This is a genomic window from Gemmatimonadota bacterium (assembly GCA_026702745.1).
GTDB lineage: Bacteria > JAAXHH01 > JAAXHH01 > JAAXHH01 > JAAXHH01 > JAAXHH01.
The window spans coordinates 1-22,117 of record JAPPBT010000020.1 but is presented as its reverse complement, the minus strand read 5'-3'; the positions used below and the strand labels follow the sequence as shown (position 1 = coordinate 22,117).

22 protein-coding genes are annotated in these 22,117 nt (G+C 62.7%); 19 read left to right on the top strand and 3 right to left on the bottom strand.

The features are described from left to right. Position 1: 1 nt before the first annotated feature. From OXH56_03590 to OXH56_03550, 9 genes are all read left to right on the top strand, one after another. Positions 2 to 2,302 carry a DUF5916 domain-containing protein gene (locus OXH56_03590; GenBank protein ID MCY3554385.1) on the top strand — a complete coding sequence of 767 codons (2,301 nt, stop codon included), beginning with the start codon at positions 2 to 4 and terminating at the stop codon, positions 2,300 to 2,302. A 46-nt stretch (positions 2,303 to 2,348) separates the two neighbouring features. Next, complete coding sequence (locus tag OXH56_03585) at positions 2,349 to 2,708, top strand: DUF2237 domain-containing protein (protein MCY3554384.1); 360 nt, start codon at positions 2,349 to 2,351, stop codon at positions 2,706 to 2,708. A gap of 164 nt (positions 2,709 to 2,872) precedes the next feature. After that, a complete protein-coding gene (gene rpmG, locus OXH56_03580) occupies positions 2,873 to 3,034 on the top strand; it encodes a 50S ribosomal protein L33 (GenBank protein ID MCY3554383.1) in 162 nt (53 codons plus the stop codon). A 23-nt stretch (positions 3,035 to 3,057) separates the two neighbouring features. Then, entirely contained in the window at positions 3,058 to 3,297 is a 240-nt protein-coding gene (gene rpmB / locus OXH56_03575; GenBank protein ID MCY3554382.1) for a 50S ribosomal protein L28, read from the top strand. A gap of 11 nt (positions 3,298 to 3,308) precedes the next feature. Beyond that, positions 3,309 to 3,824 carry a MogA/MoaB family molybdenum cofactor biosynthesis protein gene (locus OXH56_03570; GenBank protein MCY3554381.1) on the top strand — a complete coding sequence of 172 codons (516 nt, stop codon included), beginning with the start codon at positions 3,309 to 3,311 and terminating at the stop codon, positions 3,822 to 3,824. 87 nt (positions 3,825 to 3,911) lie between these two features. Beyond that, positions 3,912 to 5,408: a M28 family peptidase gene (locus tag OXH56_03565; protein ID MCY3554380.1), complete on the top strand. Its 1,497-nt coding sequence runs from the start codon at positions 3,912 to 3,914 to the stop codon at positions 5,406 to 5,408. A 10-nt stretch (positions 5,409 to 5,418) separates the two neighbouring features. After that, a complete protein-coding gene (locus OXH56_03560; GenBank protein MCY3554379.1) occupies positions 5,419 to 5,997 on the top strand; it encodes a hypothetical protein in 579 nt (192 codons plus the stop codon). A 130-nt stretch (positions 5,998 to 6,127) separates the two neighbouring features. After that, complete coding sequence (locus OXH56_03555) at positions 6,128 to 6,700, top strand: HupE/UreJ family protein (protein MCY3554378.1); 573 nt, start codon at positions 6,128 to 6,130, stop codon at positions 6,698 to 6,700. 166 nt (positions 6,701 to 6,866) lie between these two features. Continuing rightward, a complete protein-coding gene (locus tag OXH56_03550; GenBank protein MCY3554377.1) occupies positions 6,867 to 7,289 on the top strand; it encodes a SufE family protein in 423 nt (140 codons plus the stop codon). A 10-nt stretch (positions 7,290 to 7,299) separates the two neighbouring features. On the opposite strand, the gene OXH56_03545 is transcribed toward OXH56_03550, so the two are convergent. Then, positions 7,300 to 8,241 (bottom strand): aldo/keto reductase, encoded by a 942-nt coding sequence (locus tag OXH56_03545; protein MCY3554376.1) that lies wholly within the window; start codon positions 8,239 to 8,241, stop codon positions 7,300 to 7,302. A gap of 250 nt (positions 8,242 to 8,491) precedes the next feature. Here OXH56_03545 and OXH56_03540 point away from each other — a divergent pair, with 250 nt between their 5' ends. The 6 genes from OXH56_03540 (at position 8,492) to OXH56_03515 (ending at position 15,486) form a co-directional block, all read left to right on the top strand. Next, positions 8,492 to 9,139: a DUF1326 domain-containing protein gene (locus tag OXH56_03540; protein MCY3554375.1), complete on the top strand. Its 648-nt coding sequence runs from the start codon at positions 8,492 to 8,494 to the stop codon at positions 9,137 to 9,139. Positions 9,140 to 9,296: 157 nt separating this feature from the next. Continuing rightward, positions 9,297 to 10,112 carry a DMT family transporter gene (locus OXH56_03535; protein MCY3554374.1) on the top strand — a complete coding sequence of 272 codons (816 nt, stop codon included), beginning with the start codon at positions 9,297 to 9,299 and terminating at the stop codon, positions 10,110 to 10,112. Between the two features lie 30 nt (positions 10,113 to 10,142). Then, on the top strand, positions 10,143 to 10,670 hold the full coding sequence (gene dcd / locus OXH56_03530) for a dCTP deaminase (protein ID MCY3554373.1): 528 nt from the start codon (positions 10,143 to 10,145) through the stop codon (positions 10,668 to 10,670). A 155-nt stretch (positions 10,671 to 10,825) separates the two neighbouring features. Beyond that, positions 10,826 to 12,601, top strand: a complete 1,776-nt coding sequence (locus tag OXH56_03525) for a PfkB family carbohydrate kinase (GenBank protein MCY3554372.1) — start codon at positions 10,826 to 10,828, stop codon at positions 12,599 to 12,601. Positions 12,602 to 12,620: 19 nt separating this feature from the next. After that, positions 12,621 to 13,529 carry an HAD hydrolase family protein gene (locus OXH56_03520; protein ID MCY3554371.1) on the top strand — a complete coding sequence of 303 codons (909 nt, stop codon included), beginning with the start codon at positions 12,621 to 12,623 and terminating at the stop codon, positions 13,527 to 13,529. An 88-nt stretch (positions 13,530 to 13,617) separates the two neighbouring features. After that, on the top strand, positions 13,618 to 15,486 hold the full coding sequence (locus OXH56_03515; GenBank protein MCY3554370.1) for a bifunctional homocysteine S-methyltransferase/methylenetetrahydrofolate reductase: 1,869 nt from the start codon (positions 13,618 to 13,620) through the stop codon (positions 15,484 to 15,486). An 88-nt stretch (positions 15,487 to 15,574) separates the two neighbouring features. Here the strand turns inward: OXH56_03515 and OXH56_03510 are convergent, their stop codons facing one another. Beyond that, entirely contained in the window at positions 15,575 to 16,243 is a 669-nt protein-coding gene (locus tag OXH56_03510; protein MCY3554369.1) for a hypothetical protein, read from the bottom strand. 202 nt (positions 16,244 to 16,445) lie between these two features. Next, positions 16,446 to 18,083, bottom strand: a complete 1,638-nt coding sequence (locus OXH56_03505; GenBank protein ID MCY3554368.1) for a DUF2339 domain-containing protein — start codon at positions 18,081 to 18,083, stop codon at positions 16,446 to 16,448. Positions 18,084 to 18,840: 757 nt separating this feature from the next. Here OXH56_03505 and OXH56_03500 point away from each other — a divergent pair. From OXH56_03500 to OXH56_03485, 4 genes are all read left to right on the top strand, one after another. Then, on the top strand, positions 18,841 to 19,941 hold the full coding sequence (locus OXH56_03500; protein ID MCY3554367.1) for a Gfo/Idh/MocA family oxidoreductase: 1,101 nt from the start codon (positions 18,841 to 18,843) through the stop codon (positions 19,939 to 19,941). Then, positions 19,928 to 21,088 (top strand): aldo/keto reductase, encoded by a 1,161-nt coding sequence (locus OXH56_03495; protein ID MCY3554366.1) that lies wholly within the window; start codon positions 19,928 to 19,930, stop codon positions 21,086 to 21,088. The genes OXH56_03500 and OXH56_03495 overlap by 14 nt, the downstream gene beginning before the upstream one ends. A gap of 159 nt (positions 21,089 to 21,247) precedes the next feature. Further along, positions 21,248 to 21,604 carry an L-rhamnose mutarotase gene (locus tag OXH56_03490; GenBank protein ID MCY3554365.1) on the top strand — a complete coding sequence of 119 codons (357 nt, stop codon included), beginning with the start codon at positions 21,248 to 21,250 and terminating at the stop codon, positions 21,602 to 21,604. A 210-nt stretch (positions 21,605 to 21,814) separates the two neighbouring features. Beyond that, the coding region (locus OXH56_03485) for a mitomycin antibiotic biosynthesis protein (protein MCY3554364.1) at positions 21,815 to 22,117 on the top strand (303 nt) is incomplete at its 3' end.

Below are 22,117 nucleotides of genomic sequence, written 5' to 3'. Positions count from 1 at the left end.
GATGTACCGTATGCGTACATACGCGCGTACATTGACTACCTGCTGCTTCACGGTGACCCCCTGCTGCTTCACGGTCCTGATGGCCGTCCTGCTGGCTATGCAGACCATGCTGACCACGGGCTCCGCGTCGGCGCAAGAGCGGGAGATCGTTCCGCTGCGCATCCTGGAATCGTTGCACATGGACGGCGTCCTGGACGAGGGTATATGGCAGAACGCCCTGGCGGCCAGCGGCTTCACCCAGCAACGCCCCGACGAGGGCCAGCCGGCGACCGAGCGGACCGAGGTGCGGGTCCTCTACGACGAACAGACCTTGTACATCGGCGTCTGGGCGTACGACTCGAACCCCGCCCAGATCATCGCCACGCAGATGGCGCGGGACGGAGACCTGGCGGACGACGACTACTTCCAGATCATTCTGGATACGTACATGGACCGGCAGAACGGCATTCTCTTCGCCACCAATCCGGACGGCGCCCGCTATGACGCCCAGGTGCGCAACGAGGGCCGGTCCGAGGGTCGTTTCAACACCAACGTTCTGACGGACTGGAACGGCGTGTGGGACGTGTACACCTCCCGGAACGAAGAGGGCTGGTACGCCGAGATGGCCATTCCCTGGAGCACGCTGCGCTTCGAGACCGGGGACGACGTCGATTTCGGGATCAACCTGGAGCGCCAGGTCCGCCGCCGCAACGAGCAGTCCTTCTGGGCGCCCGTCATCCGCCCCTTCAACATCTCCCAGGTGTCCGTGGCCGGGACGCTGTCGGGCCTGAACCTCACGCGGCACGACCAACGTTACCTGCAGATTACGCCTTACTCCCTGGGCGGGGCCACGTGGACCTACGAGCCCGGCCCTTCGACGCGGGAGGACGATTTCGACGGCGGGGTGGACGTGAAGTACGGCCTGACCAACAACCTGTCCCTCGACCTGACCTACAACACGGACTTCTCCCAGGTAGAAGTGGACGACGCGCAGGTCAACCTTACGCAGTTCAACCTGTTCTTCCCCGAAAAACGCGCCTTCTTCCTGGAGAACGGCGGACTGTTCCGATTCGGCGTAGCCCGGGAGACGGAACTTTTCTACAGCCGAAACGTCGGCCTTGCGCGTGACGGTTCCGGTGCGCTTAGACAGGTGCCGATCACCGGCGGCGGCCGCCTGACGGGCAAGCACGGGCGCACGAACCTGGGCCTGCTGCTTATGCGTACGGGCGACGAGCAGTTCGGAAACACAAAGCTCGAGGACAACATTTACGCCGTGGCGCGGATCAGCCAGGACGTGGGTGAGAAATCCAACGTGGGATTCATCGTCACCAACCAGCGGGTCGGCGGCGGCGACTTCAACCGCGCGGCAGGCGGCGACTTCAACCTGGCCATCGGTCCCAAGCTGGCCGTCAGCGGGTTCCTGGCAGGCACCACCTACCAGGCAGGCGAGGAAAGCGAATCGGGATTCGCGGGACGGCTGTGGTCGCGCTGGAACGGGCCCCTGTGGCAGTTCGAGGGCCTTTACATGGGCGTTTCCGAGTTCTTCAATCCCGGCATGGGCTTCTTCAGCCGCCGGAGCCTGGCCCGGAATTTCGGCGGATTCCACGAGGTTTCGGCCCGTGCGTTCTACACGCCCGAACCCACCAACAGCATCGTTCGCCGGTACTTTCCCCATGTCGTACTCGCGGCGACTTTCGGCGACGACGGCACGCAATTGACCCGGAGAGAGCACTACCACTGGGAGCTGTTCTTCACCGGCGGCGAACAGGCCGGGATCACGTTTGACCGCGACTTCAGAAGGATCAGCGAAGACACGCGCCCGATTCTGGGCGTCAAGCTCCCCGCGGGGAACTACACGGACGCTTCTTCGCGCATGCATTACACGACGAACCTGAGCAAGCCGCTGTTCGCCGACTTCCAGCTCATTGTCGGCCGGTACATCAACGGGAACCGGCGATCGCTCAATCTCGAGGGCGGGCTGCGCGCCGGTTCGAGTTTCACCATCGGCCCCCGGTACGAGTTGAACGACGTGACGCTCACCGACACCGGCGGAACCAAGCAGGATATTACAGCCCATCTGTTCGGCGTCCGGTCCAGCTATTCCTTTTCGCCCGACGTGTCCCTCAACGCGCTGGTCCAGTGGGATACGAACCAGGACCGGTTCGTGTCGAACTTCCGGTTCAACTACATCATCAGCCCGGGCAGCAACCTCTACGTGGTGTACAACGAGCGGCGCGACAACGGGGAGGCCACCGAAGCCCTGCTCGGCGACCCGCTGGACCGCACGCTGATCGTCAAGCTCGCCTACCTTTTCGACATTTAGCGCACCATGAACGTACTTAGCGTACCATGAACGTACTCGGCGGACCATGAACGTACTCGGCGGACCACTCACGGGCTGTTCGATGGATCCCCTGACCGGGTTCTATCGCGACGGCGCGTGCAACACCGGATCGGGCGACGCGGGCGTCCACACCGTCTGCGCGGTAATGACCGAGGAGTTCCTGGTCTTTTCGAAGGCGGCGGGAAACGACCTCAGCACGCCCGTACCCGCCTTCGGCTTCCATGGCCTGAAGCCCGGAGATCGCTGGTGCATTTGCGTGAACCGTTGGAAAGAAGCCTATGACGCGGGCGTGGCGCCGCCGGTGGTGCTGAGCGCCACCCACGCCATGTCCCTGGAATTCGTGTCGCTGGAAGAGCTGCAAGCCTGCGCCATGGACGAGGCGTAGACCGGCGGCCAGGTGTCACGGACGACCCGGCCAGGCGTCACGGACGACTCGGACGTTGCGGGTCTTGTTTTATTTCCTTGATTTCGGCGGGCGAGCCGCTTAAATTTGAACGCCTGATTGGAAAAACCGGCATTTTGAAGATGGGCTCGTCTTAGGAGTACAGCATGGCCAAGGGCAAGAACCGCGAACTGGTGAAACTCAAGAGCACGGAAAGCGCGCACTGCTACTACACGAAGAAGAACCGGCGTAACACGACCGCCCGCGTCGAACTCAAGAAGTACGACCCGACGCTGCGACGGCACGTCATGTACCGGGAGACGCGGTAGCGTCGTTCCTGGAGGTTTGCTCCATGTCCAGAAAATGCAAGTTGACCGGAAAAGGACCCCTGGTCGGCTTCAACATATCCCACGCCCATAACAAGACCAAGCGGCGTCAGTACCCAAATCTGCAGTTGAAGCGTATCTACGTGCCCGAACTGGGCCGCACGGTGCGCATCAAGATGTCCGTCAGCGCCTTGCGGACGGTCACGAAAATTGGGCTGATGCCCTTCCTGAAGAAACAGGGACTGCGGCTGCAGGACGTGCTGTAGCATTCGGCCTCATGTCGTCCAAGAGCACTTCATCCCACAAGTCCCAGGCGGCCGAGCTCGGACCCCTGGCCGTCGCCGTGGTAACCGTCAGCGATTCCCGCACGCCGGAAACGGACATCAACGGGAATTACCTCCGGACACGCATCGAGGAAGCGGGCCACCGGGTCGCCGGCTATCACCTGATCCAGGATGAACCGGACCAGGTCGAAGCCGCCCTCGAGACGAGTACCGGCGATGACGTCCAGATCGTCATATTCAACGGGGGGACCGGCATCTCGAAGAGAGACCGGACCTTCGACGTGCTGAACCGCAAGCTGGAAAAGCCGCTGACCGGTTTCGGCGAGCTTTTCCGCATGCTCAGCTACGAACAGGTCGGTGCCGCATCCATGTTGTCCCGCGCCACCGCGGGCGTGTACCGCAACACGGTGGTTATCTCCACGCCCGGCTCCCCGGCCGCGGTGGAACTGGCCTGGGAGAAGCTGATCGCGCCGGAGATTGCCCACCTGGGCTGGGAACTGACGCGGTAACCGTCTTCGAATCAAGCAATTCGAATTCAGCAAGGCCGCCCGGCCATGCGCAGGGCGGTCCCTTTCCATATCAACACGGAGGTCTTCATGCTGTCCGCTTTTACCGGATCACTGCCGGGTCTCGCGCGCCGTGTCAGCCCGTGCGGTTTCTGGGCCCGCATCCCCCTGCTCACCCTGTCCCTTTCACTGGCCTTTTCGGTAGCGCTCACGCTGGCGCTTACGACGGCCTTTCCCGGCGAGGCCCGTGGGCAGACCGATGACGAGAAAACGGTCACCGCGATCTTCAACGAACGGCTGACTTCCGGTGAGATGTACTACCTCCTGGAAGACCTGAGCAAGAACATCGGACCGCGCCTCAGTGGCTCAGAAGGCGCTGAACGCGCCGTGGCATGGGCAAAAGAGGTGATGGAAGGCTACGGATTCGACCGGGTCTACCTGCAGGAAGTCATGGTGCCCCATTGGGAACGGGGCGAACCGGAGCAGGTGCGGATCGTCAACGTCAACGAAGGCATGATCGAGCTGACCGCCCTGGCCATCGGGGGATCGGTTCCGACCGCTCCGGTAGGGATCACGGCACCAGTCGTGGTGGCACACTCCCTGGAAGAAGTGGAAGAACTCGGCCGCGAGGCCGTTGAAGGGAAGATCGTCTTCTACAACCGGCGCTTCGACCAGACGGTGATCGCCACAGGGCCCGGCTATGGCGGAGCGGTGGACCAGCGGACCGCCGGTCCGTCCCAGGCGGCCAGGTTCGGCGCCGTGGGCGTGGTGATCCGGTCGGCCGGTTCGGACTTCGGCGACGCGCCTCACACCGGCGGTCTGCGCTATCTCGAAGACGTGGAGCGCATCCCCGCGGCGGCCCTGGGCTACCAGTCCGCCGACCGCCTGGAACGGGCTCTCGAGGAGCAGCCCGAAGCCATGCTCTACATGCGCCTGGCCAGCAAGTGGCACCCCGACGCCCTTTCGCACAACGTGATCGGCGAGATCCGAGGCAGCGAGCGGCCGGACGAGATCATCCTGGTGGGCGGTCATCTCGACTCATGGGACGTTTCTGAAGGCGCCCACGACGACGGCGCGGGCGTGGTCCACTCCATCGGCGTGCTGCGGACCTTCCAGAAGCTGGGCATCCGGCCCCGCCACACCATCCGGGCCGTCCTGTTCATGAACGAGGAAAACGGCCTTCGCGGCGGCCTTAAGTACGCCGAGGTGGCGAAAGAAACGGGCGAGAATCACGTGATCGCCCTCGAAAGCGACGCGGGCGGCTTCAGCCCGCGGGGATTCGGCGTGTCTGCGGACGATGACGTCATCGAACGCTTCCGGTCGTGGCTGCCCCTGTTTCCCCAGAGCACCATCTCCTACATCAACAAGGGCGGCGGCGGCGCCGATATCGGTCCGCTCCGCAGGGAGACGGGTACACCGACCATCGGGTTCAACCCCGACTCGCAAAGGGCGTTCGACTACCATCACGCGCCCACCGACGTATTCGAAGCCGTGAACCGCCGGGAGCTGGAACTGGGCGGCGCGTCCATCGCCACGCTGATCTACCTGATCGACAAGTACGGCCTGAGGGACGATATGGCCCAGTAGGATGGTGGCGATGAAGACGCTCGGGGTCCTTCTCTGCCTGATGATTGCCGCCGCAGCCGTTCCGACTCCGGCCGCGGGGCCGGTAGCATCTCCGGGCGTCGTCCCGGGTCCGACCGCAACCCCGGGTCCAGTCACGGCACACGCCCACGTGTTCTACGTGAGCATCACGCGGGTCAAGTGGAACGCTGGCGATGCCCTTCTCGACGTATCCGTACGGATATTCACGGACGATCTGGAGGAGGCCATCGTGGCGAAAGGCGGCCCCCGGCTCAGGCTCTGGACCGACCAGGCCCACGCCGACCGCGAACGGCACGTGGCCGAGTATCTGGCCTCCCGGCTGGCCTTTCGGGTCAACGGCGCAGACCGGAAACTGACCTACGCCGGCATGGAGGACGCCCTTGACGCCACGGCCTGCCTGGTGCAGATTACAGGTGTGGACCGCGTGGAGACGATCGAGGTCGAGAATCGGATCCTGATCGAAATGTTCGACACGCAGGCCAACGTCATGCGGTTCGAAGTCGGCGGTGAGAAGAAATACGTCAACCTGAGCAAGAAAACCGTCACGGGGACCGTTCGTTTCGGGTCATGACGATGGGGCTGAACCGTACGCGAGGTCCGGCCCTTCGTCCGGTTCCGGTCGTCTCGGGTCATGACATTGGTGACCGGTCGCGTCCGGGTCGGGGTTTGGACCTCGGCACCGGCTGAACTTTGGGCGGAAGATGTCCGAATTCCAGGTATATCTGCAACTCGGCTTCGACCATATTTCGGACCTGAACGCCTACGACCACATCGTCTTCATCATCGCGCTCTGCGCCGCCTATCCGCTGAACCGGTGGCGTTCGGTGATCGTACTGGTCACGGCCTTCACGATCGGGCACTCGGTCACCCTGGCGCTGGCTACGCTCCGCATCATTCTGGTCCCGACGGACCTGGTCGAAACGCTCATCCCCGTGACGATCCTGGCGACCTGCCTGATGAACGTTTGGCGGCCGTTCGAGGGTAAACTCGGACGGAAGACGAGCTACGGGCTGGCCCTTTTCTTCGGCCTGATCCACGGCCTGGGTTTCTCGAACTACCTGAGGGCACTGCTCGGCATGGAAGAATCGATCGTCGTGCCGCTCCTGTCCTTCAACATCGGGCTGGAGCTGGGCCAGTTGATGATCGTGGCGGTCTTCGCGGCCGTGGCCTTCGTGATTCTGCGGATCCTGGGAACGCCGCACCGCCAGTGGAACCTCTTCGTATCGGGTGCGGCCGCCGGCGTTTCGGCCATGCTGTTGATCGGGGCGAATTGAGCTGGGCAGCCGCCACGGACGCGTTGAGTTGGCAGCGGGCACGGACGCGTTGAGCAGGCCGCCGCCACGGACGAATTGAGCAGGCAGCCGCCATGGACGCGTTGAGCTGGCAGCCATGGACGCGTTGAATCGAGTGGATATACCGGAAGGATATACGATCGTGACGATGGACACGACGATAGAAGAAGTGCTGGAAGACTTCGAATACCTGGATGACTGGGAAGAGCGGTACCAGGAGATCATCGACCTGGGAAAGAAGCTCCCGTCCCTGGACGATGCCTACAAGACCGATGTGTACAAGGTCAAGGGTTGCGTGAGCCAGGTCTGGCTCGTACCCCACGTGGCCGAGACCCTTCCGCCGACCATCACATTCGACGCCGACAGCGACGCCCACATCGTCCGCGGCCTCGTGGCCATCCTGCTCATGGTCTATTCAGGGAAGACGCCGCGCCAGATCCTGGACGCCGACATTGAAGGCATTTTCAGCCGGCTGGACCTGGCGTCCCACCTCAGCCCGAGCCGAAGCAACGGCTTCCGGTCCATGGTCAAGAAGATCCGCTCGATCGCCGGCAGCGCGCTGGCCAACTAGTATTGCCGACCTAGTCGCCCATGCCGGCAACGATCTCGTCGACCTGCGCGCGGTGATCTTCGGACAGCTCCCAACCCACCGCTGCAATGTTCTGTTCAACCTGGGCGGGCCGCGTTGCGCCGCAAAGGACCGACGTGATGCCCGGCTGCCGGGCCGTCCAGTGGATCACGAGCTGGGCGATGGACTTGCCGTATTCGTCCGCGATCGGCTTCATCCGGTCGAGCATGTCCAGGGTGCGATCGAGCTCCTCCCCCTGGAACCGGACGTCCTCGTTGCGGTTGTCGCCTTCGGGAAACTGGTGGCCCCGGCCGTATTTCCCGGTCAGCAGCCCCTTGTACAGCGGCCAGTAGGAGATCACGCCGATCCGGTTTTCCCGGCAGTAGGGCAGGATCTCCGCCTCGATGTCGCGTTTGAGCAGGTTGTACGGCGGCTGGTCCGAGTGGAGCGGCGCGTGGCGGGCGAATTCCCGCATCTGCGCCACGTCGTAATTGCTCACGCCGATGGCGCGGATCTTGCCCTGTTCCTTCAGTTCGGCGAGCGTGGCGGCCGTCTCCTCGAAAGGCGTGTTCTCGTCCGGCATATGTACCTGGTACAGATCGATGTAGTCGGTATTCAACCGGCGCAGGCTCTCCTCGACCTGCGCCAGAACGCATTTCCTCGAACTGTCGCGAATGATCGTCGTGCCGTCCCAGTGCATGCCGCATTTCGTCGCCAGGACGATCTGGTCGCGCCTGCCCGCGATGGCCCGTCCCACCAGCCGTTCTGATTCGCCGCTGCGCCCGTACATGTAGGCGGTGTCGATGAGGGTGACGCCGCCGTCCATGGCCGCCTCGAGCGCTGCCAGGGACGCGTTGTCGTCGATCCCGGTCCACCCCACGCCGGCCATGGGCCAGCAGCCCATGCCGATGGCCGATACCGTCAGCCCCGATTTACCGAGCGCTCTGTATTCCATGTTCGTTTCCCCGATCGATTCGAAATGCGATTGACTTGATAGGCGTGGAGCACATATATTGAATATACTGCGATGTTTCCGGTACGGTAGAATATACCGCGTTTCAGATACGCGCCCAAACGATATTGACATGAAATCGGGGTGGCTGTCCGTTTCGAGCCTGCGGAGTCTCAGACTTCGTCACGAACTACGAGGCCGGACGCGCCAACCCCCAAAACAGAGACCCAGAAACTCCGAACAGGGAGGCAATATGATGAAGACCGGTTTCGCACTCATGGCCGCGATCGTCCTCGCGGCATCCCCGGCGCTGGCCGGCTCACCTTCCATTGCCGGCGATTACGTGGAAGTTCGCTCCAACCACATCCTGGGCGGCGGCTGTACCTACTCGGCGGAAGCGGGAGGCGATGCCAACCAGGCCGTGGTGGCCTGGCATATCCGTGATGGCGCGCTGGCCGACCTTTCCGTCGTCGCCGTCATTCTCGGCAAGGGCAACCTGCAACTCGGTCATCACGCCCGCGAGACCGTGCTGTTGATCGACAGCCGGGCCACACCAGGCCAGCGCCAGGAACTGAAGCGCGCTTTCACCGCCCGGTATGGCGAGCTGTTCGGCACGGTTAAAACGGTAAAGCCCACGGACATCTCCTTCCGTCACGACGGCGGGGACGCCTACGCCGTTACGGTGGACGGCCAGGTGCGCGTGGCTACCCGGACCATGCTGGCGACCGACCACGAGCCCAACTGCGATCGCATGGTGTGGTACGATCCCTTCACGAAAGACGCATCGGCCGCGCTGGTCCAGACCGCCGCTCACGCGTATAGCGGATCGGACCTGATCGCGACCTGGAGCATTCCGAACAAGCGCAGCGCCTACGTGGGTACATTCGCCTTCACCCCGTAAGCGCTATCGCCGTAAACGGCCCCGCCGTAAACGGCACAATCGGCGATCATGAATCAAGAAGCCGGCGAGGCGGTATTCGTTCGCCGGCTTCTTGCTATTTGAGGACGGAGAACAGACTACGGCGCTCGGACTCCTTTTGTTGATCACGGCGACCGTCGTGACATCGTGCTTCGGCCTGATCCTGAAGTCCGCCCATCACAACGGACACAATGCCCTGGCCGTGGGCAGCCTCAACTATGGCGCAGGCGCCGTGATCTCCGGCCTGTTGATGCTCGCGGACCCGGGTTGGGTCTGGCACTGGACCACCGTGGTGATCGGCGCGGCCAGCGGGTTCTTCTATTTCGTTGCCTTCCGCTTTCTGATCCAGGCGCTCCTGCAGGGCGGGGTGGCCGTGACCCTGGCCATCGTCCGCCTGTCCGTCCTCATTCCCATCCTCTGCTCCATCGTCATCTGGTACGAGATCCCCAGCCTTACGCAGACCGCGGGCATCGTTACGGTTTGCATCGCCCTGCCGCTCCTGACGATCGGCGTGGGAAGACAGGCCGAACTGTCCCTGCGAGGCGTAGCCTGGCTGGTCGGCGCTCTCTTCATCACGACGGGGTTCTGCCACCTGTCCCCGAAGGTCTTCAGCGAACTCGCGCCCCAGAGCCAGATGCCGCTCTACCTCTTCACCCTCTTCGCCGTATCCGGCATCATGGGGCTTTTCTACCTCTGGAGCAAACCGATCCAGGCGCGCCTGCCCGAAGTGCGGTGGAGCGTCTTCCTGGGCGCCTGTAACGTCGCGGGGACCTGGCTTCTGGTCCTCACGCTCAAGTACCTTCCCGGCACCGTCGTCTTTCCCTTCGTCAGCGCGGTCGGCCTTGTCATCACCACGCTCGTGGCTATATTGTACTGGAAAGAACAGGTGCGCGGGCCGGCCTACGTCGGCATCGGCCTGACCCTGGTTGCCGTAGTCCTGGTAAACAGCGGTTGAGACACATTAAACCCAGAAAGGAATATCGTAGTGATCCTATCGGGAAAAATGATCCAGGAGCGCATTGGGAAAGACATTTTTATTGAGCCATTCGATCCCGCCAGGCTCAATCCGAACAGTTACAATCTCTCACTCGCCGATGAACTCCTGATCTACGAGGATGACGTGCTCGATATGAAGAAGCAACACCGCACGCGATCCATTCGGATCCCGGACGAAGGGTACGAACTGCGCCCCCAGACGCTCTATCTTGCCAGGACAGCGGAATTTACCAGGACGGATAACTACGTTCCCATGCTAGAGGGACGGTCATCCGTGGGTAGATTGGGGCTATTTGTCCACGTAACCGCAGGCTTCGGCGATGTGGGATTCGCCGGCTACTGGACTCTGGAGATGTTCTGTGTCCGGCCCATAAGGATCTATCCGAACGTGGAAATCTGCCAGGTCTATTACCACACGCTGAATGGCGATTTCGAGACCTATGTAAGTGGAAAGTATCAGAACAACAAGGGCATCCAGCCTAGTCGTTTGTATCTCGATTTTCTAGACAGTAAATAACCAAAGCATGTCCAAAACGAAAGCTTGTCCATAGCGCAGGTACGTCCATCACAGAAACATATGTTGATTCTTATTTTAATCAATGTTGACAATATAATTTTAAGTATTTCAAGAGGTACCGGTCGCTCAAGTGATTCCGAAGAAGGTGGTGTTTCGTGATCCAGGACATCGACCGCACACGCAGGGTAGTGGGCATCGGAAGCAACGTGGTGGACGTGATCTACCGGGTGAACCGGATCGCGGGACCGGAGGAGAAAACCTATATCCTGCCGGATGAAGCGGGCTCGGTCGTGACCGAGATCACGGGCGGGGTGACGCTCAACCACCTGGCCTGGACGGCCCAGATGGGGGTCCCCGCCGGGCTCTTCGGATACCAGGGCGACGACCGGTACGGCGCGATGATCCGAGACGAGATGGACCGTCACGGCATCGACCGGTCGGCCGTTCGGGTCCTCGAGGACCGCGCATCGGGCTTTTCGGTGGTGAACGTGGCCGAAGACGCGGACCGTGCGATCTACATGGCCCGTGCCCTGACGGCGGAGACCACGGCCGCGCACGTGGAGACGCATTTCGCCGACTACATAAGGTCGGCTGCCATGGTGACGACAGAGATATCCCAACTCCCGCTGGACGCCGTCATCGCCGTGCTGCGCATTGCCTGGGAGGCCGGCGTGCCCACCGTGCTGGACGTGGATGTCCCCCCGGATTTCGCCATCCAGGTGGCCGGACTCGGATCGGCTGAAGATTTCGAGGAAGCCCTGCGTCTCGCCGACATCGTGAAACCCGCCAAGGCCGCCGCCTTGCAGATGGTGGCAGCCGACACTTCCGAAAAACGGGCCGAGGGAATTTTCGGCCGGTACGGCGCCCGCCTGGTGGCCATCACCGAAGGGGCGCAGGGCTCGGTCGTCACCGACGGGATGGAGACGCTCCGCGCGCCGGCGAATCCCGTGGAGGCCCGGGACACCACCGGCGCCGGGGATGCCTTCCTGGGCGGACTGATCGCGGGACTCTTCCACGGACTTTCCCTGCGGGATACCGCGTCGCTCGCCAATGCCTGCGGCGCCGTGTGTTGCCGCATCCCTGGGGCTTTCCCGCGACTGGGATCGAGCCGGGACGACGTGATGGCCCTGTACGAAGGCGCTCGGATCCCGGTCCGGAACCCGGCTGAAACCGTGACCGCCTCGGAAACGGCAACAGTGAAAGTGGACGCAGACGATTCGGACGAGACCGCTCAGGGCGCGGCATCCCCCGGCGCGGCATTCCCCGGCGCGGCATTCCCCGGCGCGGCATCCTCCGGCGCGGCATCCCCCGGCGCGGCATCCCCCGGCGCGGCCGGACTGGACGCGGTGCGGCGGACCGCCGAGGCGCTATCCACGCTGCATGAAGGCATGTCCGGCGCTTACTTCGACGAAGCCATCTCCGTCATACGGAAGTCGGAAGCAGCGGGAGGCCGCGTACACGTCACCGGCGTTGGGAAATCCCGCCATATTGGCCGCAAGCTGGCGGCCACGCTGCAGAGTACCGGCACGAAGGCCTATTTCCTCGACCCGGTCGACTGCAACCACGGCGACAGCGGCCAGGTGGCGCAGGGGGACGTCGTCATCGCCCTTTCCCACAGCGGGGAGACGGAGGAACTGATGGCTGCCGTGCGAACCCTCACCACGAACAGCGCGACAATCATTGCGATCACCGGGAATCCTTCATCCAGTCTGGCCCGGTCGAGCGCAGCGACCCTGCACGTGCCCGTGGCGGGCGAGGCCGGTCCCTTAGGACTCGCGCCGACGGCAAGCACGTCCTGCCAACTCGCCGTGGCCGATGGGCTTGCCATGGCCCTGAAGGCCGGCCGCGGGTTTACCCGGGAGGACTTCGCCCGGTACCATCCCGGAGGGAGTCTCGGAAAGCGAATGAAGGATAGTGAAGCAGAAACCTGAAGGATTGGAAAGGAACGCCATGACCGCCGAAGTACTGAAAGCCAGCGACGACACTCCAGAAATCAAGCTGATCGCCTTCGACCAGGACGACACGGCGCTGCGGTCCGACGGGAAACCCTCCCCCGAGGGACTGGGCGCCATCGAAGCCGCCCTCGACCAGGGATTGGTCGTAAGTTCCGTGAGCGGCCGCAACATCGACCGAAGCAGCGAGCCCTTCAGCGATGCGCGGCCGTTGTTCGACCGGCTTTACGTCATCGCCAATAACGGCGGGATCATACTCGGACCGGTTCGCCATGGACAAAGGCCCTTGCTCTTCGAAAAGCGCATTCAACGGGACGTTTTTCTGGACCTGCTCGATTTCATCGAAGAAAACGGATTCAACTTCGTATACAGCTGGCTGCGCGTCACGGAAAAGGGTCCCCTGGACAGCGTGATCACCAACGAATACACCCCTTCCATTGCATCCATCGAGGAGCAAAGCCGCGCCGCCGTCGACCGGGACGACGATCTCATGGCGAGACTGAGACAGGGCGACTATCCGTCGCCGCCCAAGATGCTGATCCTGCCCGGCCTGGACCGGCGCGAGGCAGTCCTGGCGGAGTTGAAGAACCGTTTCGCGTCCCGCCTTTATCTCGTCAAGACGAACCCGGACCGGATCGAAGCCATGCATGCCGACGTCAACAAGAAGGTCGCCGTCGAGTTCGTCGCGCGCGGGCACGGGATATCCATGGATCACGTGATGGCCGTCGGGGACGGCGACAACGACCTGCCCATGCTGTTCAACGCGGGCCTGGGCGTGATCATGGAAAACGCCCAGGACGCGGTCAAGGAAGCGGGCCGGGCGCAGGGCCTGGTCATCGCCCCGCCGAACCACGAGAACGGCTTCGCATGGGCGATCCGTCGATACGCGCTGAGCAACGGTCGTTGACCGGGACGCGTCTATACGTGCCGAACGGCGGCCATAGTGCGGCGCCACAAAACGGCGGCCACAGTGCTGCGCCAACGGACCTCATCCCATGAACTCATCACTCCTCGACCATCTCCAGTCTTCCATGCTGGTGGCGGACGGCGCCAGTGGTACGATGCTGTACGCCCGCGGCGTGCCGATGGAGGTCTGCTTCGACGAGATCAACCTGAGCCGGCCCGACCTGATCCGGAAGATCCACGAGGAATACGTGGACGCGGGCGCCGGGTTGATCGAAACCAATACCTTCGGGGCCAATGCCCTGTCCCTGTCGAAATACAACCTGGAAGACCAGGCGGAAACCTTGAATGCCCGCGGTGTGGAGATCGCCCGGGAGGCGGCAGGGTCCCGCGCCTATGTGGCCGGCGCCGTCGGACCGGCCCGGGGTATGCCCCATTGGGATTACACCGAAGCGGACCACCGGCGGGTTCACGCGGAACAGATCGCCGCCCTTGCCGGCGGCGGCGCGGACGCGATCATCCTGGAGACCTTTCTCCGGCTCGACGAACTCAAGGCGGCGCTTGAGGTCTGCCAGGAGATATGCGGCCTGCCAACGATCTGCCAGCTCGCGGTGGACCAGCACGGACAGTCGGACGACGGGTTCGAGGTCGTGGAGGCCTTCGATCAGCTTCGCGCGGCCGGCGCCGACGTGGTGGGGGTCAATTGCCGCAGCGGTCCCAAGGGTCTGCTGGACGCCCTGGCGCCGGTACCCCTGTCGGAGGGGCTGGTGCTCTCGGCATTCCCGAACGCCGGTTCACCCGTATACGTTGACGGACGGTTCATCTACGAGGCGACGCCGGAGTACTTCGCTACGAGCGCGCTCCGGTTGCGCGACCAGGGCGTGCGGTTGATCGGTGGGTGCTGCGGCACCCTGCCCGAGCACGTGCAAGCCATGGCCCGGGCCCTGGAAGGACGGGAGATCGTCACGCACAAGAAGGTCCTGCCGGTAGACGTACGAGTTCCAGCGCCTCCCGCCCGCTCTGCCCGTCCCGTACCCCCGCCCCCGGCGGTTGAACCGTCGATCGTGGACCTGGTCAAGGAAAGGGTGGCCGTCATCGTCGAGCTCGACCCGCCCCGGGACCTGGATCACGGACCTACCGTCCGGGGCGCGCAAGCCCTCAAGAAGGCGGGTGCCGACGCCCTGACCATGGCCGACAATTCTCTTGCCGTCACGCGTATCAGCAACATGGCCGTGGGGCAGATCGTCAAGGAGGAGGCCGGCATCCGACCGCTGCTGCACATCACCTGCCGGGACCGGAACCTCGCCAGCCTGCAGTCCCAGGTACTCGGACTGCACGCCCTCGGCATCGACCACGTCCTCGCCGTCACGGGCGATCCCGTCAAGTTCGGCGATCAGCCGGGAGCGAGCAATGTCTACGACGTTTCGTCCTTCGAACTGATTAGTCTGATCAAGCAAATGAACGACGGCGTGGGGTTTTCGGGCCGCACCCTGAATGGCAGGACCGCGTTTACCGTCGCAGCGGCCTTCGACCCCAACGGACCTAACCTGGACAGAAGGATCAGAAGGCTGGAAAGAAAGGTCGAAGCCGGCGCCGACATGATCATGACGCAGCCCCTCTTCGACCGCCGCCAGGCGAAGCAACTCTACGAGGCGACCCGGGATGCCGGCGTACCCATATTCCCGGGCGTCATGCCGCTCGTCAGCGACGGCAACACGGAGTTTCTCCACAACGAGGTGCCCGGATTCGTCGTGCCCGACGACGTGCGTGCGCGCATGGCCCGCGTGGGCCGTGGACGCAAGGCCCGACGAGAGGGCGTCGCCATTGCCCGGGAACTCATCGAGTCCGTCCTGGCGTACTTCAACGGGCTCTACCTGATCACGCCCTTCAACCGTTATCCCATGACGGTTGAACTGACGGAGTTTGCCCTGCAGGCCACTGCGCGCGAAGAGCCTGGGTAAGTATCGGTCAGCCCGCGGAGCGCTCGGGCCGGCCGACCCGCGCGTTATGCGTGCGGATCACTTGGGCCGTGGATCGGTCGGCCCGGCACTAACCGCCGTAAAGCAGGCCGGCAATGATCGACCCGGCAATCACGAGCAATATAGCCATCAACTTGTTGTTCGCCGATGTCACGAAATGCTCGATCTTTTGTTCCTGTGATTTGAAACTCTGCTCAACCAGATCGAATTTCCCCTCGGTTTTGGTATCCAGTTCCACAATCATTTGTTCTAGTGCTGCGAACTGAACCCCGTTCCTGGCGTTCATCTCGGTCAGTTTTTCTTCGAGGACCCCAAACCTGCCATCGATCGCGGCGAATCTGCCTTCGTTCCTGGCGTCCATCTCGGCCAGGTTTTTCTCGAGGACCCCAAACCTGCCATCGATCGCGGCGAACCTGCCTTCGTTCCTGGCGTCCATCTCGGCCAGCTTATCTACGACGACCCCAAACTTCCCATCGATCGCGGCGAATCTGCCTTCGTACCTGGCGTCCATCTCGGCCAGGTTTTTCTCGAGGACCCCGAACCTGCCATCGATCGCGGCGAACCTGCCTTCGTTCCTGGCGTCCATCTCGGCCAGCTTATCTACGACGACCCCAAACTTCCCATCGATCGCCTCGAATCGAGTTGCCAGCATATCCTCCAATGAATGGAAGAGTGTGTTCACCTCCGCCACCGTGGCGAACACCTCAGCCGTCGATTCCTTTACCTTGTCGTCTCCCATGATTGCCTCCCGTTATGTCGGTGTATAGATGGACGCGCTAGTGAATGGACCAATTCGATAGGGTCTAACGAAGTAGTCGGAGGTTTTTTGTAACCTCTCGCACGTTTTTTAATCGGATTGATCGATCCAAGGCTGGGATGATCGAGCAAGGCTGGGATGATCGAGCCAGGCTGGGCATATCAATTCAGGAATGCGTACCGGGTCAGGAAGCCGGGCGGTTCCGGTAGTAGAGGTAGGAGACGGCGATGAGTATGGCGCTCAGGCCGAGGAAGGCGGCGATCCGGTAGAGGGTGTCCAGGAACATGAGGTCGAAGACGAAGACTTTCACCACGGTGCAGCCGAGGTAGACGATGGCCGCCGCGCGCAGGGCGGGGATGTCCTGCCACCGTCCCAGCGTCATGACCAGCGCCGCACCGATCAGCCAGGCGCCTGAGACCGCGAGTTGGCGCAGGTTCTGCAGCTGCTCCGTCAAGCCGCGTTCCGTCGTGACAACCAGGTATTGAAAATAGCTGAGCACTTCCACCGTGCCCCATACCAGGAAGAGGAAGGTCCATGCCAGGTGGAAAACCGTGTAATGCCTTCGTTCGCTCGTCGATTCGGTGCGGCCCTGCAGCAAGCCGGCACAGGCAAGCAGCGCTCCGCCCACGACCCAATATGCGGCGGTGCGTGTCGAAAACACGGGCACGTATGCGGAAACCAGGCTGGATACGTAGGTCCCGCCAAAGAGAAAGATCCCGATGAACGAAAGCGCCAACAGGGCCGTACCGGCGTGTCGGACGGCGCGCACTTCGCGATATGCACCGAACCCGAACAGGATCAGGGCCTCAAAGGCCCAGATGACGACGATGACGTAAGGGCTGAAAAAGCTCAGCGGGGCGCGTACCGCCAGTAAAATGGCCGCGGTCGCATGCACGGCGGCCGCGGACCGGTCGACTGTATTGCGCGTGATCCACGCGGTCAGCGCGAAGTACGCAAGTGAAAGGACGACTGTGGCGATCCCTTCTGAATAGACCAGATAGTTTTGTGGAGTAAGAGACTGGAACCCGATGAAATCCCATATGCCGTCCGTGTGCCGCGAAAGGCGCATAAGCATTACGTAGAAACCCAGTGCGTTGACGGTTACCGCGATCCATCGCCACCGTCGCCTTCCCGTATCGCCGGCCGCGGACCGGTAGAGACTGAACCAGGCGAACAGCGCCCACCACAGTGTCAGGAAGGCCAAAGCCGTTCCGAATCCTTCGGGCAGATCGGCCCGGAACGACCAGGTCAGGTACGTGGCGTAGGTTGCCGCGATGCCCAGCGGCTCGAGCACTCTCCAGTGGCGCCGGCTGAGCAGCACCGCGATCAGGCCCGCGTCGAGCAGGGTGATATAGACGAAGAGTCCGAGGGTGTTCAACTGGGCGGTGACGAGCAGGAACGGCGTCAGGAATCCACCGGCCCAGCCGAGTAGGGCGATGGCCCGGGCGTCATAGCGCAGGGAAAGCAGCAGGGCCGCGACCGTCACCAGTGCCATCAGCAGAAAGGCGACGGGTTGCGGAACGAGGCGGTAGAAATCGTAGGCGGCGTAAATCGATAGGTAGAGGATGCCCACGCCCGCCCCGGTCAGGCCCTGCGCGAATACGGACATGCCGCGCCGGTGGAACCGATGGCCACCGGCAACCAACAGCAGGCCGGCCGCACCGCCCAGGACCACGCGCGCCGTCTCGTTCAACCAGTCGTTGTCGAAGGCGTATTTCAGGAAAAAACCCACGCCGAGGACGAGGGCGAGGGCGCCCACGCGATTCAACAGCTTGCCGCCGATCAGGGTCTCCCACTCCTCGCGGGTGCGGGGACGGAGCATGTGGGACAAGCGGCTGGTTCCGCCACCGGCCCGCGCCTGGCCCGGCACTTCGGTGGGCGCATGTGCAGCCCGTGCCCGGCCTGGAACGTCCGCGACAGGTTGTGCGGTCCGTGGCTGGTCTGGAACGCTCGCGGCCGGATGTGCGGGGCCGGCAGTCTCCGGCTCCGGTACGTCGTCTGGCCACGGCGTGCCACTACTGGACATCCCCGCAACCGGGTCTGTTACATCCTTTAAATAACGCCGGATGGTGTCCTCGAGGTGTTTCACGCGCCCCGAGAGAGACAGGAAGGTCCCGATGAGGATGAGGAGCAGAATTACGTTGAGTACGATCAGTAGTTCCATCGTACTGAATCTTATGCTAATGCCGGGTCCCGTGTCAAGTCATGTCCGCCGGGTTAATGTGCGGTGTGCGGCGCCGACATCGGGATCGTCGACACCTCTTCGCGGCGCCGACATCGGGATCGTCGACACCCCTCCGAGGCGCCGATAGCGACATCGTAGACACGTCGCGCGTCGCCCCCTTCGGGACCGTTGACACGGCCCATGCCGCCGTCTATATTCCGATATTCGATTTCGACCATCTAAAGGTCTGGCGCGGCCGATCGTCGAGTTTCGCCGCATCGGTGCAACGCTTCGCCGCGTCGTCGCGACGGGTCCACACATCGTCTACACATATCGTCGCAACGCGTCATCACATCGTCTACACATATTGTCGCAACGCGTATACACGCAAAATTCGTCCTGGGAGGAGTCTTAGATGTCCACGGTCTATCGTGTCGGCATAATCGGGTGCGGTAGCATCTCGCACCTCCACATGAAGGGATACCTGGGAGAAGAGCGGTTCGAGGTCGTGGCGCTTTCGGACCCGGTGGCCGATGCCAGGCAGGATTTCGGCGACCGGTACGATATCGGAAAACGCTATGCCGACGCCCGGGAAATGCTGGACGAGGAAGGGCTGGATGTCGTCAGCATCTGTACCTGGCACAAGCTCCACGCCCCCCTGACCATTGCCGCCTGCGCGCGCCGTCCCAAGGCCATTCTCTGCGAAAAGCCCATGGCCGTCAACATGGGCGAATGCGACGAGATGATGATCGCGGCCCGCCGGAACGACGTCAAGCTGGCCATCGCCCACCAGCGCCGGTTCAACCCGGTGTGGACCGATGCCCGGAACCTGGTGGCCGAAGGGGCCATCGGCGACGTACGGCACGTCCACTGCAGCGGCAGCCAGGGCCTGCTCAACGACTGCTCCCACATGTTCGATTTCATGCGCTACGTCATGAGCGATCCCGCGCCCGAATGGGTGCTCGGGAACATCGAACGCAAGACCGACCGGTACGAGCGCGACATCCGGATCGAGGACCGCAGCGCGGGCATCGTGGGCTTCGACAACGGGGCCGTGGGGCAGCTTCTTCAGGAGCTTCATCCGGAGCGGCGGCAGGGCGGCTACCTCTACGGCACAGACGGCATGATGGACGTGAACGAACAGCGCGTCCTGCTCATTAATTCGAAGACCGGCGGCTGGGAGGAGCGCCCCTCGACCGGTGAGGACCCGAGCGTGGACCAGGCCGTGGAACTGGCGGACTGGATCGAGGGCAAGTCCGAACACCGGGGCGAAGCGTCCAACGGCCGGGCTGCCGTGGAGATCATCATGGGTATATACGAATCCGCCCGACTCCACGAGGTCGTCCAGATGCCCGTGCGCACCCACAGTTCGCCCATCGAGGAGATGATCGAGGCGGGCGACCTGCCCGTGGAGCGTCCCGGTCGTTACGACATCCGAGCCTTCCTGTTGCGCGGGGAGTCCATGCAGGGCGAGACGCCGGACGAGATGCAGGGCGAGCCAGATGAAGCAGGATGAACAGCGCCGGACCAGTGCAGTAAGGCCCGTGCGCACGGAAGCCGAGAGCGGTCGCGCGGCATCGGAGACCAAACGCGCGGAAGCGGTAATTGGCCGCACGGGGCTCAAGGTCAACCGCCTGGGACTCGGCGGCGCGCCTCTGGCGGGGTTGTACCAGGGGGTTACCGATGAGGCTGCCGCCCGGGTCGTAGACACCTACCTCGGCCACGGCCTGGGGTTCTTCGACACGGCCCCGCTCTACGGCAGCGGCGTGAGCGAGACCCGCCTGGGGGCCGCACTCTCAAACCGCGGATACGGTCGCAACGCCCCCGCGCGCAATGCCCACGCGCGCAACGCCCCCGCGTGCGATTCCTTCGTCCTTGCCACCAAGGTGGGGCGCCTCCTCGTGCCCGATCCGGCACGCGACCAGGACGTCTGGTCCGACGATCTCCCGCCCGTCGGCCCCGTCTTCGACTACAGCTACGACGGCACGCTGCGCTCCCTGGAAGAGAGCCTCGCCCGACTTGGACTCGACCGGGTCGATATCCTCCATATCCACGATCCGGACAATCACTACGAAGAAGCGATGACGGGCAGCTACAAAGCGCTCGTCCGGCTCCGGGATGAAGGGGTCATCCGCGCCATCGGGGTCGGCATGAACCAGGCGAAGATGCTCGCCCGTTTCGCCGCCGAAGGCGATTTCGACTGCTTTCTGTGCGCGGGCAGGTACACCCTGGTGGATCATACGGCGCTCAAGCGGCTTCTGCCCCTTTGCAAGGAAAGAAACATTAGTATCATCATAGGCGGCCCATACAACAGCGGTATCCTGGCGCAGGGCGCCGTGGACGGAGCGAAGTTCGACTACCGCAAGGCGCCTTCGCATATCGTGGATAAGGTGCGGCGCATCGAAGCGGTCTGTGGCCGCCACGGCACGCCCCTCAAGGCGGCTGCCCTGCAGTTTCCCCCGGCTCATCCGGCGGTGGCCGCCGTCATTCCAGGCGCGCGGTCTCCGGGGGAAGTGGACGAAAACGTGCGGATGTTTGAAGTCGAGATTCCTGCGGATTTCTGGTCGGAATTGCGGGAGGAAGGATTGATTCCCGAGGAGGCGCCGACGCCGGGGGTGCCTCCGCCAGCGGCGCCGACGCCTGATGTGCCGGCTTCGGCGTGATACTTGCGGGGGACGGCGCATATGTCCCAAAACGCAGAAAATAGCATTGTCAATATTGATTGAAATATCCATCAACATATAAATCTGTTTTGGATACCCCCGCCCGGCGGCCCGTCATCTGCCCGGCGGCCAGCACACCGCATCTTAAAGGAGATCCCAATGACCGCACACAGGCCCGTACCGGAAACCAAGCCCCAGCGCTACGGCATGGTCCTCAAGGTCAGGCCCGAACGGATCGAGGAATACAAAGAATATCATGTCGAGATCTGGCCCGGCGTTGCCAAGATGATCACGGAATGCAACATTACAAACTACTCCATCTACCTGAAGGACGGCTTTCTCTTCTCCTATTTCGAATATGTTGGCGACGACTTCGAGGCGGACATGGCGAAGATGGCCGCCGACCCGGTCACGCAGGAGTGGTGGGACATCATGATGCCCATGCAGGAACCGCTGCCGACGCGGAAGGAAGGCGAATGGTGGGCGGAGATGGAAGAGGTGTTCCACCAGGACTGATATCGATTCGCGATCGCCATTGGGATGAGGCGACGCGTAGTTGCGAATTTGGGCAAAAGCAGGACAACGCGTTTTCAACCGGGCCTGGCATTTCCAAAGTTGCCAATGGTCGTTGCTACAGTTATGTTACCGGTAGCAGCACAACGATTGGATTGTTAAGGCTAAAAGACTCTATCGTTTATTTGTGAAGGAGAGTGAAGGAGAACGCATATGGCCCTCACCGAAGCGCAATTGGCGGAATTCCACGACCGCGGCCTGGTGGTCGTCGAGGACGTGCTGACCGACGCGGACCTGGATCCCGTGATCGAGACCATGACCGAGTTCGTAGACCGGCGGGCGCGGGACCTTCAGGCCGAGGGCAAGATCATCGATCTCTACGAGGACGAACCCTTCCTGACGCGCTATGCAAGGCTGTTTGCCCAGAGCGCCGAGATCGGCCGCGGCATGGACATCTACGATCTGCGGGCGGAACCAGTCTTCGACTTCCTTCGGAACGACAACCTGCTCGACGCC